This window comes from Kitasatospora sp. NPDC032150 (assembly GCF_055579945.1).
Map to the genome: position 1 here is coordinate 1 of NZ_JBVIMH010000007.1, position 15,780 is coordinate 15,780.

Genomic DNA, 15,780 nt, shown 5'->3' on the forward strand with positions numbered 1-15,780 from the left:
CACCTGCTAACGATCACGCCCCCGACCGGCACGAGCACCCCAGCCCCGCCCCACGCCAGCCCCGTGACCTGCAACTTCAGGATGAAAACTTCTCACTGAGCTACACCCATGAGTGACCAGCGCCGCGACTGCCTAGGACGGCGACGCTGGTCGGGGTTGTGACCGGCCTCGGTCGGGTCGAGGTCCCATGCACGGTCACGCTGTCTGGTTGGCAGGATTCGAACCCGCGGCATCCCGGCCCCAAACCGGGCACTCTGGCCACCTGAGCTACAACCAGGCGCGGGGGCCAGGAATCGAACCTGGTCAGCCGGAGTTTTCGGGCCGATGGCTAATTCGGCCGTACTAGTCCAGGATGCTCCGTACATCACACCCCTTGTCGCTATCGTTGCGCGGCCAGCGCCATTTTCGCGACCAGTTCGCCTGACCGGATTTGAACCGGCAGCCTTCGCTTTATCAGAGCGACGCTCCAACCAACTGAGCTACAGGCAAAGCTCCCCAACCTGGATTCGAACCAGGAACCCGCGGATTAACAATCCGATGCTCTGCCGTTGAGCTATCAGGGATGGTGGACCGCTCAGGTGCGGTCCTGGCCGTACGTCTTGGCTCGGTGGCAGCGCCGGCAGAGGACCCACAGGTTCTCAAGCTCCCAGGAGCCTCCTCGGCTTACGGGGACCAGGTGGTCAACCTCTAGCTCCGTCCGCGTTCCGCAGCGTTGGCACTGGAAACGGTCCCGAGCAAGGACCTTGGCCCGCCTGGAGGACCAGTCGCTCGGGCGGCTCGCATTGCGGGCCGATGTTCGCTCCCAGCTCCGGCGGATCTGGTGCTCAGCACATCGACCGTCCTGAACGGTCCGGGAGGTGCAGCCAGCCCGCAGGCAAATGCTTGCAGCTCTGGGCATGGTCCCCCTTCTACTGGTGGCGTGCGGGGCCCCGGCTGGATGCTGATCTGGCAGCCGGGGCCGTTCTCCCGGGCTTTCACCCGGAGACACAAGGTCTCAACAGGGAGTCAACAGGGAGAAAGATCAAGTTCGAGCCACTTAGTTGAAGATGAAAACTTGTACTTGAATCTATTGATTGACTAGAGGCTAGCGCTCGCTTTCACTCACTCTCTCACTAATGATGTATGTGTCTGCGAGGGGCGGTTTCGACTCTCATGGCAAGAAGTGAGATGCGGGTCACACATGCAAGTTGTCCGACTCCTTTAACTTGCTGTGAGGGGTCTAAGCCTGTAGGATCCCAGAGTGACAAGCCCCATATCGCATGGTTTGCCCCCAGTCAAGGGATTATAGTTATGTCAAAGCTTCCCAGTGACGCCGAGCTGTCCAAGCTCTACGTTCTCGGCTGGACCGATGTGGCGGTGGCCGAGAAGTATGAGGTCACGCCACAGGCCGTCAGCTGGCGTTGGAGTCGGATGGGCATCCAGCGCCGGCCGATCATCGCCCAGGTCTCGGAGCTCATTTCGTCGGCATGGGATGTCAAGTCGCATAGCGGAGCAGGGAGCCATCACGCGGCAAGCCCGATGCAGTCCCTCCGAGTCTACTTGCGACTTCGACTTGGGGATGGGGATCTCAGCGAAAGGCAGAAGGCTATGGCCCAAGCCTTCGAGCGGCGCCTTCACCGAAAGAACGAGGTTCTCGCCTACGACCGTGACGAAGGCTTCAGCTTCCTTCCACGAGTGAGTCAAGACGAGGACTTCATCATCCGTTGGCCAGTCAACAAGCCTCGCCCCGAAGGGGAAAGTGCCTTGTTCTGGCGCCTCCCTGGCGGCCTCTCGGGAGAGTCTGCCCGGAGTAAGTGAGCGTGTCGGCCCCGGGGGCGCCGGCGGGCGACAGGCTAAGTACTTTGCACGTCGTAGCAGGTTCTCACGTCAGGGGGTGGGGCCTGTTTTGTTATGTCCATGGAGACTATTTGCAATGTCCATGGAAATTTCATCGCCATCTAACGAACAGTCAGTATAGGACGCCGCGCCAGGTATGACAGTTGCCGACAGGATTGTGATCATGGTCACACTTGTTGTGAGGGGAATGTCAGTGCTCTGTGCGATAAGTTGATCACTGCCACAAACCCACCGTGAACGTGTGGCCAATGTAAGGAGGCGGTACGTGACCCCTGCTCTTCGCCCACCTCACGTGGTAGATCTGCCGCGACGAGAGCGCGTGGCGGCGGAGATTGAGGCGAGCGAAACGGTCTCTACACGGGTAGTTCGCTCTGAGTCGCTTCTGATAATTCACCACATTGCACGCCCTGTTGGGGAGTACTGGGACATTTGCTACGGCTCTGACCTCACAGAGGCGGAGATCCTGGAGTTCGAAGACCTCGAAGCCGAGGTTCTGGAGCGCATCGGTAGGCGCCTCCAGGAGATCCAGGTAGATCATCAGGAGATTGACCGGCCGCACCCGTTCTTCCCAACTAGCCAGCACCATACGTTTGTCCGACTTTGCCCCAAGGTGGTGGTCGCTTGATCAACATAGAGTCCATGCCACGTAGCGTCAGCCAAACTGAGCAGTACGAGAAGTGCGGCTGGCGCTTCTGGCTTCAGCGCGTCAAACGAGTGGCCCCGCTGCCGGCGGCCTGGAGCCACCACGGCACGGCCTTCCATGGCGCCGCCGAGGCGGTGGAACGGTCCGGCCGCACCATGGCCACCGAGGAGGCCGTGCAGCTCTTCAGTGACCAGTACAGCGCTCTCGTGAACAAGGCCCTGGACCAGGAGCCAGACACCGACCGATGGTTGTCTGCCTCCGGATCGGGAGGAGACGACATCGAGCGCCGGTATGTGCTAGGCCAGGAGCAGACGGCCCGGTACGTTGAGTGGGCCCAGGAGTACAAGCCGGTCATCTGGAAGACCGCCGAGGACGGGGCGGGCCTGGAACTGTACTTCAGAGTGGAGCTGGGCGGGGTCCAGGTGCGCGGCTACATAGACCAGCTCCTCGCTGAGCCGGACGGCTCGGTGAGGGTCCGGGACCTGAAGACCGGCACCACGAAGTCGAAGTTCCAGTTGGAGACCTACAAGGTTGCCGTCGAGCTGGCGCACGGCGTGACCGTAAACAAGGGTGACTGGTACCTGGCGAAGAACGGCGGCCTGTCCAAGCCGCTCGACCTCACCAAGGTCACCGCGGAGCAGGTGGGCGAGCGGTATGCGGCGATGGACGCCGGGGTCAAGGCCGGCAACTTCCCGGCCAGCCCTGGATTCCAGTGCCGGTTCTGCGACATGAAGCACGCGTGCTCTTTTTCATCCTCAAAAACTTGATGTGAGGGGATAGGGTGCGTAGAGTCGAAGTAGGAAGCCCTCTCGGGAGAGGGCTTGTTTTTCCCCGTAAAACTTGCTGTGAGGGGGCTCGTCTGGGCCCCCTCCTCACCAAGGGAGGCTGATGTACTCACTTCCACAGTCGGTAACGGTGAAGGGTGCGGCTGGCGAACCGCTTCCGAACCCCTTTCGGGGCCTGACTCGCCATGAGGTCGAGTTTCGTCGTGGGGAGTTCAGTCTGACGGTGGCTGGCCCAGGAACCGGCAAGAGCCTCTTCGCGGCGAACCTGGCGATGTACGGCAACCTGCCGTGCTTGTACTTCTCGGCCGACTCGAATGCGGCGACCCAGCTGTCCAGGGCTACCGCCATCATCACGGGCGACGACGTGAAGATGATCAAGCGCAAGCTGGTGGATGATGACTTCGAGGAGTACATGCCGGCCCTCGGGAAGCGGTGGTGGGTCCGGTTCAACTACTCTGCTCGGCCGGCCCTCTACGACCTCGAACTCGACCTGGCGTGCTACTTCGAGATCTTCGGTTGCTTCCCGCACCTGATCGTGGTGGACAACATCACCAACGTGGATGCCGGCGCCGTAGGTGATGCCGAGTCCTTCACGTTCAGTCTCGAAGGTCTCTGCGAGTACCTAAGCGAGATGGCCCGGGAGACTCGGGCTCACGTCCTTGGCCTGCACCACGTCACTGGCGAGTACAGCGACGGCCTCAAGCCCATCCCACTGTCCGGCGTAAAGGGCAAGATCGGGCGCGTCCCCTCGCTGATCCTGACCATCTTCAAAGAGATCGACGGAATGGACGGGCGAGTCCTGCACGTCTCGCCCGTGAAGAACCGCGAGGGCTTCGAGGACTCGTCAGGTGAGACCTATTCGTCATACGACTTCAACCGAGTCAACATGCGCCTGACGGACGTGCTCGCCGAGTTCTGACCTGCCCTCCTTTTGCCGAAATAAATATTTGTTGTGAGGGGATGTCTCACGTATGATCGAAAGCGGAGGGAGCGAGGGATGAAGTTCTTCGGCAACGGCTACATCATCGAGAAGGAAATCGTTGACGTTCTGCTCCACAAGAATGCTGCGATCTCTGAGAGCGAGGTCGAAGCGAGTGGCGGGGGGCTGATTGCGGTCGTTCTGCATGTAAAGAGCAAGCAGCGTCTGAATCTCCTCCGGCTGGCCAAAGACCTTGTTCGATTCTCGGGCACTGGGATTCGGGTCGTTGCTGTCTCGCTGCCGGCGGCGGCCGACGGTGAGCGTATCTGGCGAGTAGTCTCACTGGACTACCTCCGGGAGCTGGCCCAGGGTCTCTACGACATCAAGATGCAGATTCGCCTTGAGCGGGCCCTGAGGGGTTGTGGCTGAGCCGAGGGCCGGCTACCGAAAGTGCTCCAAGTGTGGGAAGAACCGGGCAGAGAAGTTCTACAGCCCGCGCGGGCGTGTCTGCTCCAACTGCCGCACAGCGAGCCGTAGATCGGCCTCGCGGAACGCGCGCCTACAGGCGACGTACGGCCTAACGAACGAGGACTATCAGGCCCTCTTCGAGGCCCAGGGCGGGAAGTGCGCCATCTGCCGGGAGAGCCGGCGAACCAACCTGGCAGTCGATCACTGCCACAAGACGGAGGCCATCCGCGGCCTTCTCTGCCAACGCTGCAACGGCCAGCTCCTAGCGCGAGGTGCTCGGGATCGTCCCGAAGTGCTTCGTCGAGCCGCCGATTACCTGGAGGACTATCCGGCCTGGAAGGTCCTCGGACCAAGGTACACATTCGACAAGGACTGACGAATGTCTGACTCCACCAAGCTGGACACGCGTGAATGGCGCGGAAGCCACAAGAGCTATGTGGACTCCTACCGCAAGTACAACTTTCCCCGTGACCACCCGGAGGGTCGGAAATGACCAGCAGGCCGAAACCTCCGATAAGTGAAGTGCTCAAGCACTTCTACGGGCTGGAGATCCAGGAACGGAGCGAATGGCAGAAGGTTCTCTGTCCGCTCCACCCTGAAAGCAACCCAAGCGCATCCGTCAACACGGAAAAGCAGCGCTGGTCATGTTTCGTCTGTGACGTGACAGAGGACAGCTACGACGTAATTCAGAGGGAGAAGGGCTGTGGCTTCCGAGAAGCCCAAGAATTTGCACATGAGCGGTTCGGTGGAAGCTGCGAAGGCGTACTTCCACCAGTACAGCGGGAGCCCCGCCGAGGCGTACATGAACGCCCGCGGTTTGGGGTCAGCAGCAGCGAAGTTCGGGGTGGGCTACGTAGGTTCGGCTCTCACTGGTCATGAGCGGTACGCCGGGATGCTCGCCATCCCGTACACACGGCCGGCCGGTGGCGAACACGGGGTTGCGACCGTGCGGTTCCGATGCATCGCCGACGAGTGTGTCAAGGACGAGGCTGGCACCTACCTGGCCCCGACTCAGAAGGAGCGCCACGAAGGACACGGCAAGTACCGGTCCCTTCCCGGCGACCATCCCCGGCTCTACAACACCCCAGCTCTGATTAAGCCAAGCCCGTACATCGCACTCAGCGAGGGCGAGTTCGACACCCAGGCGTCCGAGGAAGCGGGCGTGCCCTGTGTCGGCACCCAAGGTGTCTCGGCCTGGCGGAGCCACTTCAACCCCGCATTCGTCGGCTACCAGGTGGTGTTCATCATCGCCGACCCTGACGAGCCCGGAATCGAGGCGGCCGACAAGCGGGCCGCCGAGATGCCAAACGGCAAGGTCATCGTCCTCGGGCAAGACATCAATTCTTTTATCCACACCAACGGTGCGGCGGAGTACCGAAAGAGGCTGGGCCTGTGAGGAGCAAGTGGAAGCCGGGTGCCCGCGTCCGAGTCAAGGCGGACTTGTTCGCCTTCGGGGGCATGACTGGCACCATCAAGGCCGTCAACTACGCCGATGTCAGCGAGGAGACCTCTGTGCTCCTGGACGACGATGCAGACGAGATCGGGGCCTGCTTTCGGGATGGCGAGCTGGAGGAGCTGGAGGTATGAACCTTCGATTCAAGGCGGGGGATCGGGTCGTCGTCGCGAGCCCGACCGAACTCAGCCCGGCCGTCCGGCTGTACGCCGGCTGCCTTGGCACCATCCAGGAGGTGAGCGGGATCCACTACCCCTACAAGGTCCGGTTCGCAGATGGCGGTGAACTCGGCTTTGACTCTTGCGAGTTGACTCATGAGAGCGAGGCCCTGTTGGACTCGGCCGACCTTTCTTCTGACCAAAAACTTGATGTGAGGGGCGATGTGGTCAACCGCCCCGACCACTACACGTGGCTTCCCGATGGGCTCGAAGTCATCGACATCACCCAGCACTTTTCCTTTGTTCGAGGAAACGCCCTGAAGTACCTGATGCGGGCCGATCACAAGGGGCGGACCGTTGAGGACCTGAAGAAGGCCCGCTGGTACATCGACTACGAGATCAAGCAGCTTGAGAAGGAAGGAGGTGGCCAGTGAAGCGAATAGTCGTCATCAGCGATACTCAGATCCCCTACGAGGACAAGCGGGCCCTGAAGAATGTCATTTCGTTCATCGGCGAGTACCAGCCGAACGAAGTGATCCAGATCGGCGATCTCGTGGACTACCCGACGCCCTCCCGTTGGTCGGCCGGCACCAGGGCCGAGTACGAGGGCAACGTCATCCGGGACAGCGAGTACGCCAAGCGGATGTTCCTGGCGCCACTGCGGGACGTCTACCAGGGCCCAGTGAAGGTGCTGGAAGGCAACCACGATGAGAGGCCGCGGAAGTACCTGGAGAGCCGGGCGCCGGCCCTCGCAGCGGAGGACACGTTCTACCGCTTCGAGAACCTGTTGGACTTCCGGGCCTTCGAGGTTGAGAAGGCCGCGCCGTACTACCCGTTCGCTCCCGGCTGGGTGGCCATCCACGGGCACGAGTCCCCGGGCCTCAACCAGGTGCCAGGCGCGACGGCTCGCATGAAGGCCGTGAAGGCAGGCATCAGCGTGGTCATGGGCCATACGCACCGGCTCGCCATCTCGCCTCACACCACCGGCCACAACGGCAAGCTGCGGACCATCTACGGGTTCGAGGTCGGACACCTGATGGACGTCCGCCAGGCCGGCTACCTCAAGAACGGGCCGGCCAACTGGCAGAAGGGCTTTGGCCTCTTCTACGTCGGCAGGTACAACGCCACGCCGCACGCGATCCCAGTCGAAGACGACGGCTCTTTCGTGGTCGAGGGCAAGCGGTTCGGTGAAATCAAGCGCGTGGGCGGGAAGTTCGCGCCGAAGAAGGGGTCTTCCTAAGTGGCAGAACTGGACTGGGATCGAGTCAACGCGATCGCTCTGAAGGTCGCAAAGGAACTCGCTCTGAGGTGGCCCGTGGTCGAGGCTGACGACGTGCACCAGGAGATCATGGTTCACATGGTTGAGCAGGCTTCCTACATTGCCACGAAGGCCGACGATGAGGAGTTCCTTCGGCGAGTTTCCCGGCGAGCGGCCAACCAGTATGCATCGCGAGAGCAGAACCACCGCGATCTGATGGATGATCAGTACTACTACACGGCAGAGGAAGCGCGGATCACGCTGAAGTCTCTCGTCTACACGGACGAGGAGATTTCCGGCCTGATCGGCAAGAAAGATGACCTCACGCGCTGCCGGATCTCCGACAACATCATGTCCGCCCGCCTCGACGCCACGGCCGGCCTGAAGAAGCTCACTGAGCGGTACCGGGAACTACTCGTTCGGGTTCTCGTCTGCGGCATGCCTGTGAAGGATGAAGTCGAGCGTCGGACCGTGAACCGGGCCGTGGATGCTCTCGCCATCGCCATGAACTCTCATATCCGGACTGGACGGTGACGTGATCGAGACCCGGAAGACCTACAGGCGGCGTCTAAGCGAAGATCGAGCCGTCGATGTCGAAGTCATCTACGACGACACTGCCAGCAGCAAGACGTACGTCAGCATCAGCGATGGCGCGGGGAAGGTCGAATTCGTGCTTGCCCTCCCCGACCTCCGCGCGCTGGGCGACATGCTGACCCACGCCCAGGCCGACTTCCCGCCCTTCTGACAGAGAGATACTGCAAAAATAACTTGATGTGAGGGGATTTTCCCGTCACAATGAAACCAGGAGAAGGGAAGCCAGATGTCCTACCCGGACCCCTTTGACAACACCTCGCCGTGGGATGAGCCGCAGCCGGCCCCTGCCATCGAGACTCAAACCCCCGACGCCACGGAGGCGCCTGTGACCACTGCCACCACTACTGCCCCTGCCCCCTTCGTCATCGGCTTCACACTGAAGGCTGCGAATGGCTTCGATGCCGAGTGGCTCACCCCCAAGGTCTACGGCCATACCGCCGAGGAGACCGCCCAGCGAGGCGCCGAGTTGCTGAATGCGATGAAGAACGCCGGCCTCATCGAACTGGCCAGCAAGGCGGCCCAGTTCACCCGCGAGCAGTACAAGGGCGGAGCCGGTGGGGCTGCCGCCGCGGCGCCAAAGAAGTTCGAGAACGGTCGCGTCACCCCGCGATCACCCGCAGGCCCCGATGACGACTGCCCGCATGGGCGGAAGCTCACCGACAAGGGCAGCTGGGCCGCGATGTTCTGCCAGGCCCGAAACAAGTCTGACCAGTGTGAGCCCCTGTGGCGCCAGAAGGACGGCACCTTCAAGGCTGGCTAAGGCGTTTTTGTTGCTCTAAAACTTGTTGTGAGGGGCCGGGTTTCGTGCCCGGCCCCCCAGCCCCAGGAGAGTCATGAAACTGCGCTCCAAGATGCATGTCAGCCTGATAAAGCACGCGGCCGAAGATGCCGACGTGACGGCCGCCGCTCGCGTCTCCACTCTTGGCGGAGAGGCCCGATACGCGGAGGCGACCGACAGAAATGCAGGGTTGATCAACTACCTGATGCGGGACCGGCACGGCAGCCCCTTCGAGCACACCAGCCTCACCTTCTACATCGAGGCGCCCATCTTCGTCGCCCGCGAGTTCATGAGGCACCGGGCGGGCTGGTCCTACAACGAGGAGTCCGGTCGATACCGTGAGCTTCGTCCGGTGTGCTACGTGCCGGCCCGCGAGCGGGACCTCATCCAAGAGGGAAAGCCCGGGGCCTACACCTTCCACCAGGGAAGCGATGCGCACTTTGCGCGGATGGCCTCCGGAATGATGGCCGCGTACAGCGAGGCGTTCGCGTACTACGAGGACATGCTCAAGGCCGGCATCGCCCGCGAAGTTGCCCGCGCCGTACTGCCGGTGGGCCTTTACACAAGCTTCTACGCGACCTGCAACGCGCGCTCGCTGATGCACTTCCTCAGTCTTCGCACGAAGCACCAGGCGGCCAAGGTGCCCTCCTTCCCTCAATGCGAGATCGAGATGGTTGCCGAGCAGATGGAGGCCCACTTCCGGGCCCTCATGCCGGTCACCGCAGAGGCGTTCGACAAGCATGGGCGGGTGGCGCCGTGAGCCGTCTCCGGCACTTCTTTGTAGAGGGCTGGGAGAACGGCGGTCTGGAGCTGATCCACGGCCCCTGCGGAGAACCGGTGGCCTCCGGCGGATGTACCTGCTGTGAAGGCCAGGCGGTCACCCTCTTTGAGCTGATCCAAGCATCCCGAGACCACTTGTGTAACCCAGTAGAGGTGAGCAGTGCCTGAAAAGATCCGAGTCACCGTCGTCTACGAGTACACGCCGGACATGCGGCATTACGGAGAATGCAGCGACATCCACGAAGCTGCCCGGCTGGACGAGCGAGAGAACGACATCCGCCTTTACCCGGACGCCTACGAGGACGACATCGTTTCCGTCGTCTATGAGGGAATCCCCGGCTGATGCTCGAATTGCTCACTGGCGTGGTGGCAATCATGGTCGCCGTCGTCTTCCTCGTAGTCTACATCACTCTCGAACTCCGAAAATAAGGGCAGGTTCCATTGCGGGTCATCACCTACAAGATTCGACGCCAGGAAGTTCGGATCAACGTCGTTGAGACCGTGATGGACCTTTGGGGCTTCATCGACTTCGTGGAATCCAATCCGGTGATGGGGTTCGACACGGAAACCACCGGACTCGACTGGTGGAACGCCGACCGCGGCTTCCGAATCCGGCTCGCACAGTTCGGAAATGCTAATGAGAGCTGGGTCCTGCCGGCGGAGCTGAGCCTGGAGTTTCGCGAGGCTGCCGCATGGGCCCTTCGAAAGGCTCGCCGGCTCATCGCCCACAATGGAACTTACGATCAGCATGTGGCCGAGCACTGCCTAGGCGTCACACTCGAAGAACTCGCTCGCAAGAGCCTCTGCACAAAGATCACGGCCCATCTCGTTGACCCGAGGCAGGTCAAGGAAAGCGGACCTGGGCTCAAGCTCGAAGAGCTGACGAAGTTCTACATCTCCCCAGAGCTGGCCGAGGAAGTCAAGGGCTCCATGACCCGAATAGCCCAGCGCTACAAGGTCAAGAAAGAGGACATCTGGCCCGCCGTGCGGCTTTTCGATGAGGAATTCTTGCTTTACGCAGGAATGGACCCCATTCTTGCGTATCGCCTGTTTCACATCCTCTACCCACTCATTCCGGCCCGTTCCAAGCGGAAGGGCCTGTTTAGCTGGGAGCACCGCCTAGCGCACGTCACGGCCAAGATGGAGCGTCCCGGCTACCTGCTCGATGTGCCGTACGCGGAAGCGCGAATAGCGGAGTTGAAAGCCGAACAGGAACAATGGGAAGCCGTAGCCCGTCAGTACGGGGTGGAGAACGTTAACTCGAATGCCCAGCTGATCGAGGCGTTCACCGGATTCGGCATCGCGCTCACCAAGCGGACCAAGCCGAGCAAGAACCACCCCAAGGGTCAGCCGGCCATGGACGACGAGGTTCTGTCGTCCATCCAGCACCCTCTAGCCGATGCGGTGATGAAGGCCAAGAAGGCCGGAAAGTGGCGGAAGACGTGGTTTGAGAGAGCCCTCAATGGCATGGACTCCCGGAATCGGGTGCACCCCAGTATAAATTCAATCCAAGCCGTCACGGCACGGATGTCGATTACGGGCTCTGTGCCGGCCCAGACGTTCCCCGCCGGCAGCGGGTACGTTCGCTCAATGTTCCTGGCTGATGAAGGCCATGTGAGCTGTTCTATCGACTTCGGCAACATGGAACTTCGGTTCCTCGCCGCCGAGTCGAGAGATCCGGTCATGGTAGATGCATTCCTTCATGACAAGGACCTGCATCAGATCACCGCGGATGCCGCAGAAGTGCCCCGTAAGACGGGCAAAATGGCCAACTTCCTGACCGTATTCGGCGGAGGCCCAAAAGCTCTCGCCGAGCAGGCTGGTGTGCCTTACTCCGTGGCTAAACGGACGATCGACGCCTTCAGTAGCACGTACAAGATGGTCGATGAGCTGGCTAAGCGACTCATGGCTGAGGCCAAGATGACCGGTTACATCTTCACCGTCACGGGTCGACGCATTCCAGTGGAGTACGGCCGGGCGTACGCCGCCTTGAATTATTACATCCAAAGTGGCAGCCGCGACATCACTGCAAGGGCGCTGATCAACCTCGACGCGGCAGGCTACACGCCCTACATGCGGCTGGTGATTCACGATGAGATCGTTTTCAGCTTCCCAAAGGAGCAGGCGGCAGAGCTGGCCGAGAAGGCTGCCCGAATCATGGAGTTCACCGTAAAGGGCGTCTTGGTCCCGGCGGATGCCGAGATCGGTGAACAGTCGTGGGGCTCCATTCTCGACCTGGAAGAGAGCAAGCACTGACCGATGAATGCGACCTCTGCGCAAACTGCGAAAATGCAGACGCAGACGGGCTTTACCTGCTGGACGGCGTAGACCTTGGCCTCTGCCTCGACTGCGCCGACGACACCGAAGCTGAGGAGTACCCGTATGTTTGAGAACCCCCAGAACGACCCCTTCGCCGAACTGGTAGCCGACATCGAGGACCAGTTCGGAGCTGCGCTCTTCGAGAAGCGAGCTCTTGCGGCCCTGCTCGCCGCGAAGGCCACCGGCCTGGTCTACGTGCAGGCCGTTTCCAATGGCGTCCCTCACGATCTGGCACAGGCCATGGCGGCCGAGTTCTGGGACAGCGAGACCAACCGATCCACTGAGGACGAGACGAGCCCTTTCGAGGTTGGCGAGTGAGTTGCCCCCACAGAGGCGGGAGATCAAGGAAGTGCTGCTGTGAAGGTATCTGTGAAGGTGTACGTGTACAAGGTCAGCAAGTCTGGTGAGCGCAAGCTGATCACTGTGGAAGACCGTTAGAAAGCAAAACCCCCGCCGTGCCCGAAGGCACGGCGGGGGTTCCTTGTCGTTACAGCTTCTTCCGGAAGTAGTCTTCCTTCACGACAAGGCGTTGCTTCACGTCGTCTGGGATAAGAAGTTCAGCCCGGTCCTCGTGCACTACGAAGGTAATCCCGGCCCGCACCAGGTCTTCTTCCATCTGGCCCATGCCTAGCTTCTGCCAGTGCTCGCGATAGGTGACCCCCTTGGAGGCGTACGTCCACCTGTCCTGCATCGTCTCGGGGTCGATGGTGGCCAGCTCGGTGCCGAGCTGCTGAAGCGTTTCTTCAGCCTGCTTCTGGATGAAGCCACCGACGCAGAACATCCCGCCGGGCGCGAGGCCCTTCATGTAGTGCTGAATGGACGCCTGTAGCTCCGTCACCCGAGCAAGGTTCTCAGCGCCGCGTGCATACTCCCGGTGTACCACCTCATAGTCACCGATCTGGCTAAGCACGGTGTCTGAGAGCGCCGCATAGTAGTCGTCGGCCGGCTGAAACACCGGGCCGCCGCACGGGTCCTTCGTGTAGGAGGCGCAACGGAGATAGAAGTACTCGCGTGTTTCCCCGGACTGGAGTGTCTTTGTGCGGCGGGTCTTATACATGTTCTCGCTGCAGTGCCCACACTTGATGACGTTGAGGAAGCGAGACAGCTTCCCCTTGGCTCCCTTGGTGCCATGCTTGCCGTTGCGGGCGAGTATGGCTTGGATCTCGTCAAACTCTTCATTGCTGAAGATGGGCGGAGCTACCATCATCGGCTTGCCGTCGGTGCCGTAGACGATCCGGGATATCTCTGCGCGCTTGGCCTTGGGCGGCCTGATGGTCCGGACTCCCTTGAGGGCGGGGTTCGTGAGGATCGACACCAGGTTTCGTGCGTACCACTTCCCGCCGTTGGCTGAGGGGACTCCGGCCCGGTTGAGTATCTGGGTGATTCGGTACAGGGACCGGCCACGCTTGAGCATGGCGAAGATCCACCGGAGCACGCGGACCTTGAAGGGGTCCTTGACGAGCTTTCGGCCGCCTTCGGCCTCTTCGCTGGTGTAGCCGTAGACGGGCCTACCGATGACCCATCGCTCTGTGGTGCGTGCGTACTTCCACAGGGACTCCAACCGGATGCCGGTGTTGGCTGCCTCGATGCGAGCCATGCCGGCGATCATCGTGACCATCATTTCGCCATAGGCGCTGTCGAGGTCGATCGGGTCCTTATCGGCCGCAAGGATCTTGTTGTACTCCTTGCACCACTCGATCATGAGGTGCAGGTCGGAGATGCGCCGGACAAACCGGTCGAGCTTCCAGAAGAGGATCTGGTCAAACTCGGGGGCGCGGTTGTTGATCCAGTCGCCCAGCTCAGGGCGCTTCCACGGCGGAACCTTGGTGGCGCTGACGTTGAGGTCTCGGGCGACTCCGACGACGCGGCAGCCACGGTTGATGGCGAACCGCCGCAGGTCCAACTCCTGACGGACTGGTGAGGTGGTTTCCTCCGTCAGTACGGACAGGCGGATGGAGAGCAGAGCCCTCGGCGCGTCCGGGGGGAGGAGTGCTTCCCGCTGGCGCAGTTCTTCCAGTTCCCGCAGCTCAGCAGCGGACCACTCTATGTCTGGCACCGACGAATCCTATCTTTCACTCACGTTAGGGACGGGTTGGAGCACATCCACAGCACACGGCCAGCCTGGTGGTTGGTACTTGGAGTGCATGTGCCCCGAGGTGCACATGACGCCCGAGGAGGGCGTCCGGGCCCACCTCGACCTGGGCGGACGACTGATGCTCCCGATCCACTGGTGCACCTTCAACCTCGCCCCGCACCCCTGGGAGGAGCCCGCCGAACGCACGGTCGCCGCGGCCCACGCCCTCGGCGCACGGCTCGCCGTCCCCGTCCCCGGCCTCCCCTTCGAACCCGCAGAGGCCCCGCCGCTGCGGCTGTGGTGGCGGGCGGTCGCGGCGATGCCCAGGGGTGCCGAACCGCTGCTCCCCGAACCCGGCACCCCGGTCAGCGGCCGGCCCACCGAGGGCGACGAAGTCGCCGTCTGACCCCCGCTCCCCGCTACACCGCCCGGCGACCGCCGCTCCTCGCCCGCTCGCCTCCGGGCGCTCCCGATCCGGTGTCGACACTCGCCCCCAGCCCTGGCGGCTGGGAGGTGCCCCCGGCTCCGGCGCTCTCCCCCAGCCTCCGGGCCTGGGGGATGGGCACCCCCTGCGCCCGCTCGTCGCTCGTCCCTGCGGCGGAGCCGCTGATGGGCACTGTCGGCACCGGCGCGCCCTTCGGCGATCAGGCAGCATTTCTGCAACTCGTTCCACCTGATGTGGCGAGCTCCCGGTAACCCAGGTCACACCGCCGACCGGCCCCGGTCTGCCAATATGTGCGGGTGACCGACGCCATCTCACAGGACTCCCCGGACCCGAGCACGCCGGGTTCGTTCATCGAGCTGCTCCGGATCGAGCAGCTGGACAAGAACCTGTTCCGGGGCAGCTGCCACGCCGGGGCGCCCACCCGCACCTTCGGCGGCCAGGTGGCGGCGCAGGCGCTCACCGCCGCCGGGCGGACGGTGAACCCGGCTCGGACGGTGCACTCCCTGCACGGGTACTTCCTGCGGCCCGGCGACCCGCAGCGCCCGATCGAGTACGAGGTGGACCGGGTCCGCGACGGCTTCTCGTACGCCACCCGGCGGGTGACGGCGATCCAGCAGGGCGAGGCGATCTTCACGCTCTCCGCCTCCTTCAAGCTCCCCGAGGAGGCGGGCACCCGGCAGCGCACCATGCCTCCGGTGCCGGGCCCCGAGGAACTGCCGGACCCCTTCCCGCTCTGGGCCGAACAGGCCCCCGAGGACTACGCCCGCAGCGGGTTCCGCTCGCTCGACCTGCGCTTCGTCCCGGCCGACTCCCCCGGCGTGCCGCCCGAACTCCCGGGTGTGCCGCAGCAGTTCGTCTGGCTCCGGGCGGGCACCCCGCTCCCGGCCGACGATCCGCTGGTCCAGGTCTGCGCGCTCACCTACCTGTCCGACCTGACGCTCGCCCCGACCGCGGCACTGCACGTCCAGCCGCACCGGCTGCAGCGCTCCGGCCCGCCCCGGGTCATGCTCGCCTCGCTCGACCACGCGATGTGGTTCCACCGGCCGTTCCGCGCGGACGACTGGCTGCTGTTCGCGCAGCGCAGCCCGTCCGCCTCGGACGGACGCGGGCTCAGCCTCGGCGAGTTCTACAACCGGGACGGCGAACTGGTCGCCTCCGCGGTGCAGGAGGCCCTGCTCCGCGAACTGCAGCCGCAGCCCCCGCAGCCGTAGCGGCCGCCCGGGCGCACCTCCCGGACCGGTAGTGCGCTGATCAGGCGTCGTTCGCTCCC

Annotated in this window: 21 protein-coding genes, 3 tRNA genes and 1 pseudogene; 20 read left to right on the forward strand and 5 right to left on the reverse strand. The window is 62.7% G+C overall.

The genetic code is table 11. The annotated features are described in order from the left end of the window. Positions 1–203: 203 nt before the first annotated feature. The 4 genes from ACZ5ON_RS10565 to ACZ5ON_RS10580 all read right to left on the reverse strand — a co-directional run bounded on the left by ACZ5ON_RS10565 (position 204) and on the right by ACZ5ON_RS10580 (position 898). Positions 204–277: transfer RNA gene (locus ACZ5ON_RS10565), tRNA-Pro, on the reverse strand. A 138-nt stretch (positions 278–415) separates the two neighbouring features. Further along, positions 416–489, reverse strand: a tRNA-Ile gene (locus ACZ5ON_RS10570). Positions 490–491: 2 nt separating this feature from the next. Further along, positions 492–563 (reverse strand) — tRNA-Asn (locus ACZ5ON_RS10575). An 11-nt stretch (positions 564–574) separates the two neighbouring features. Continuing rightward, on the reverse strand, positions 575–898 hold the full coding sequence (locus ACZ5ON_RS10580) for an HNH endonuclease (protein WP_465588714.1): 324 nt from the start codon (positions 896–898) through the stop codon (positions 575–577). A 392-nt stretch (positions 899–1,290) separates the two neighbouring features. Here ACZ5ON_RS10580 and ACZ5ON_RS10585 point away from each other — a divergent pair, with 392 nt between their 5' ends. The 18 genes from ACZ5ON_RS10585 (at position 1,291) to ACZ5ON_RS10670 (ending at position 12,309) form a co-directional block, all read left to right on the forward strand. After that, positions 1,291–1,797 (forward strand): hypothetical protein, encoded by a 507-nt coding sequence (locus tag ACZ5ON_RS10585; RefSeq protein WP_465588717.1) that lies wholly within the window; start codon positions 1,291–1,293, stop codon positions 1,795–1,797. A 304-nt stretch (positions 1,798–2,101) separates the two neighbouring features. Beyond that, positions 2,102–2,461, forward strand: a complete 360-nt coding sequence (locus ACZ5ON_RS10590; protein ID WP_465588720.1) for a hypothetical protein — start codon at positions 2,102–2,104, stop codon at positions 2,459–2,461. Between the two features lie 14 nt (positions 2,462–2,475). Next, positions 2,476–3,246, forward strand: a complete 771-nt coding sequence (locus tag ACZ5ON_RS10595; RefSeq protein ID WP_465588723.1) for a RecB family exonuclease — start codon at positions 2,476–2,478, stop codon at positions 3,244–3,246. Positions 3,247–3,367: 121 nt separating this feature from the next. After that, positions 3,368–4,183 (forward strand): AAA family ATPase, encoded by an 816-nt coding sequence (locus tag ACZ5ON_RS10600; protein WP_465588726.1) that lies wholly within the window; start codon positions 3,368–3,370, stop codon positions 4,181–4,183. A 78-nt stretch (positions 4,184–4,261) separates the two neighbouring features. Continuing rightward, positions 4,262–4,612, forward strand: a complete 351-nt coding sequence (locus ACZ5ON_RS10605; RefSeq protein WP_465588730.1) for a hypothetical protein — start codon at positions 4,262–4,264, stop codon at positions 4,610–4,612. After that, complete coding sequence (locus ACZ5ON_RS10610) at positions 4,605–5,027, forward strand: endonuclease VII domain-containing protein (RefSeq protein WP_465588733.1); 423 nt, start codon at positions 4,605–4,607, stop codon at positions 5,025–5,027. The genes ACZ5ON_RS10605 and ACZ5ON_RS10610 overlap by 8 nt, the downstream gene beginning before the upstream one ends. A 113-nt stretch (positions 5,028–5,140) precedes the next feature. Continuing rightward, the gene (locus ACZ5ON_RS10615; RefSeq protein WP_465588736.1) at positions 5,141–5,530 is read left to right on the forward strand and encodes a CHC2 zinc finger domain-containing protein; all 390 of its coding nucleotides are present in this window, start codon (positions 5,141–5,143) and stop codon (positions 5,528–5,530) included. Beyond that, positions 5,454–6,047, forward strand: coding sequence for a toprim domain-containing protein (locus ACZ5ON_RS10620; protein WP_465588738.1), 594 nt, complete (start codon positions 5,454–5,456; stop codon positions 6,045–6,047). The genes ACZ5ON_RS10615 and ACZ5ON_RS10620 overlap by 77 nt, the downstream gene beginning before the upstream one ends. 62 nt (positions 6,048–6,109) lie before the next feature. Further along, entirely contained in the window at positions 6,110–6,238 is a 129-nt protein-coding gene (locus ACZ5ON_RS10625) for a hypothetical protein (RefSeq protein WP_465588740.1), read from the forward strand. Further along, a complete protein-coding gene (locus tag ACZ5ON_RS10630; RefSeq protein ID WP_465588743.1) occupies positions 6,235–6,696 on the forward strand; it encodes a DUF3310 domain-containing protein in 462 nt (153 codons plus the stop codon). The genes ACZ5ON_RS10625 and ACZ5ON_RS10630 overlap by 4 nt, the downstream gene beginning before the upstream one ends. Next, positions 6,693–7,502: a metallophosphoesterase gene (locus tag ACZ5ON_RS10635; RefSeq protein ID WP_465588746.1), complete on the forward strand. Its 810-nt coding sequence runs from the start codon at positions 6,693–6,695 to the stop codon at positions 7,500–7,502. The genes ACZ5ON_RS10630 and ACZ5ON_RS10635 overlap by 4 nt, the downstream gene beginning before the upstream one ends. Continuing rightward, entirely contained in the window at positions 7,503–8,054 is a 552-nt protein-coding gene (locus ACZ5ON_RS10640) for a hypothetical protein (RefSeq protein WP_465588749.1), read from the forward strand. 1 nt (position 8,055) lies between these two features. Next, positions 8,056–8,265 carry a hypothetical protein gene (locus ACZ5ON_RS10645; protein ID WP_465588751.1) on the forward strand — a complete coding sequence of 70 codons (210 nt, stop codon included), beginning with the start codon at positions 8,056–8,058 and terminating at the stop codon, positions 8,263–8,265. Positions 8,266–8,340: 75 nt separating this feature from the next. Further along, positions 8,341–8,874 (forward strand): hypothetical protein, encoded by a 534-nt coding sequence (locus ACZ5ON_RS10650; RefSeq protein WP_465588754.1) that lies wholly within the window; start codon positions 8,341–8,343, stop codon positions 8,872–8,874. Positions 8,875–8,947: 73 nt separating this feature from the next. Next, complete coding sequence (gene thyX, locus ACZ5ON_RS10655) at positions 8,948–9,652, forward strand: FAD-dependent thymidylate synthase (protein WP_465588757.1); 705 nt, start codon at positions 8,948–8,950, stop codon at positions 9,650–9,652. Positions 9,653–9,832: 180 nt separating this feature from the next. After that, complete coding sequence (locus ACZ5ON_RS10660) at positions 9,833–10,015, forward strand: hypothetical protein (RefSeq protein WP_465588761.1); 183 nt, start codon at positions 9,833–9,835, stop codon at positions 10,013–10,015. Positions 10,016–10,113: 98 nt separating this feature from the next. Continuing rightward, the gene (locus tag ACZ5ON_RS10665; protein ID WP_465588764.1) at positions 10,114–11,928 is read left to right on the forward strand and encodes a DNA polymerase; all 1,815 of its coding nucleotides are present in this window, start codon (positions 10,114–10,116) and stop codon (positions 11,926–11,928) included. Between the two features lie 126 nt (positions 11,929–12,054). After that, positions 12,055–12,309 carry a hypothetical protein gene (locus tag ACZ5ON_RS10670; RefSeq protein ID WP_465588767.1) on the forward strand — a complete coding sequence of 85 codons (255 nt, stop codon included), beginning with the start codon at positions 12,055–12,057 and terminating at the stop codon, positions 12,307–12,309. A 169-nt stretch (positions 12,310–12,478) separates the two neighbouring features. Here ACZ5ON_RS10670 and ACZ5ON_RS10675 read toward each other — a convergent pair whose 3' ends face one another. Then, positions 12,479–14,047 carry a recombinase family protein gene (locus ACZ5ON_RS10675; protein ID WP_465588770.1) on the reverse strand — a complete coding sequence of 523 codons (1,569 nt, stop codon included), beginning with the start codon at positions 14,045–14,047 and terminating at the stop codon, positions 12,479–12,481. 94 nt (positions 14,048–14,141) lie between these two features. Here ACZ5ON_RS10675 and ACZ5ON_RS10680 point away from each other — a divergent pair. Beyond that, a pseudogene (locus ACZ5ON_RS10680) lies at positions 14,142–14,471 on the forward strand (MBL fold metallo-hydrolase); the annotation flags it as partial. Positions 14,472–14,806: 335 nt separating this feature from the next. Continuing rightward, complete coding sequence (locus ACZ5ON_RS10685) at positions 14,807–15,721, forward strand: acyl-CoA thioesterase (protein ID WP_465588773.1); 915 nt, start codon at positions 14,807–14,809, stop codon at positions 15,719–15,721. The last annotated feature ends 59 nt before the right edge of the window (positions 15,722–15,780 follow it).

Coding starts and splice junctions, on each gene's coding strand:
- ACZ5ON_RS10580 (WP_465588714.1), bottom strand. CDS start 898: ATGCCCAGAGCTGCAAGCATTTGCCTGCGGGCTGGCTGCACCTCCCGG.
- ACZ5ON_RS10585 (WP_465588717.1), top strand. CDS start 1,291: ATGTCAAAGCTTCCCAGTGACGCCGAGCTGTCCAAGCTCTACGTTCTC.
- ACZ5ON_RS10595 (WP_465588723.1), top strand. CDS start 2,476: ATGCCACGTAGCGTCAGCCAAACTGAGCAGTACGAGAAGTGCGGCTGG.
- ACZ5ON_RS10600 (WP_465588726.1), top strand. CDS start 3,368: ATGTACTCACTTCCACAGTCGGTAACGGTGAAGGGTGCGGCTGGCGAA.
- ACZ5ON_RS10605 (WP_465588730.1), top strand. CDS start 4,262: ATGAAGTTCTTCGGCAACGGCTACATCATCGAGAAGGAAATCGTTGAC.
- ACZ5ON_RS10615 (WP_465588736.1), top strand. CDS start 5,141: ATGACCAGCAGGCCGAAACCTCCGATAAGTGAAGTGCTCAAGCACTTC.
- ACZ5ON_RS10620 (WP_465588738.1), top strand. CDS start 5,454: ATGAACGCCCGCGGTTTGGGGTCAGCAGCAGCGAAGTTCGGGGTGGGC.
- ACZ5ON_RS10625 (WP_465588740.1), top strand. CDS start 6,110: ATGACTGGCACCATCAAGGCCGTCAACTACGCCGATGTCAGCGAGGAG.
- ACZ5ON_RS10630 (WP_465588743.1), top strand. CDS start 6,235: ATGAACCTTCGATTCAAGGCGGGGGATCGGGTCGTCGTCGCGAGCCCG.
- ACZ5ON_RS10650 (WP_465588754.1), top strand. CDS start 8,341: ATGTCCTACCCGGACCCCTTTGACAACACCTCGCCGTGGGATGAGCCG.
- thyX (WP_465588757.1), top strand. CDS start 8,948: ATGAAACTGCGCTCCAAGATGCATGTCAGCCTGATAAAGCACGCGGCC.
- ACZ5ON_RS10670 (WP_465588767.1), top strand. CDS start 12,055: ATGTTTGAGAACCCCCAGAACGACCCCTTCGCCGAACTGGTAGCCGAC.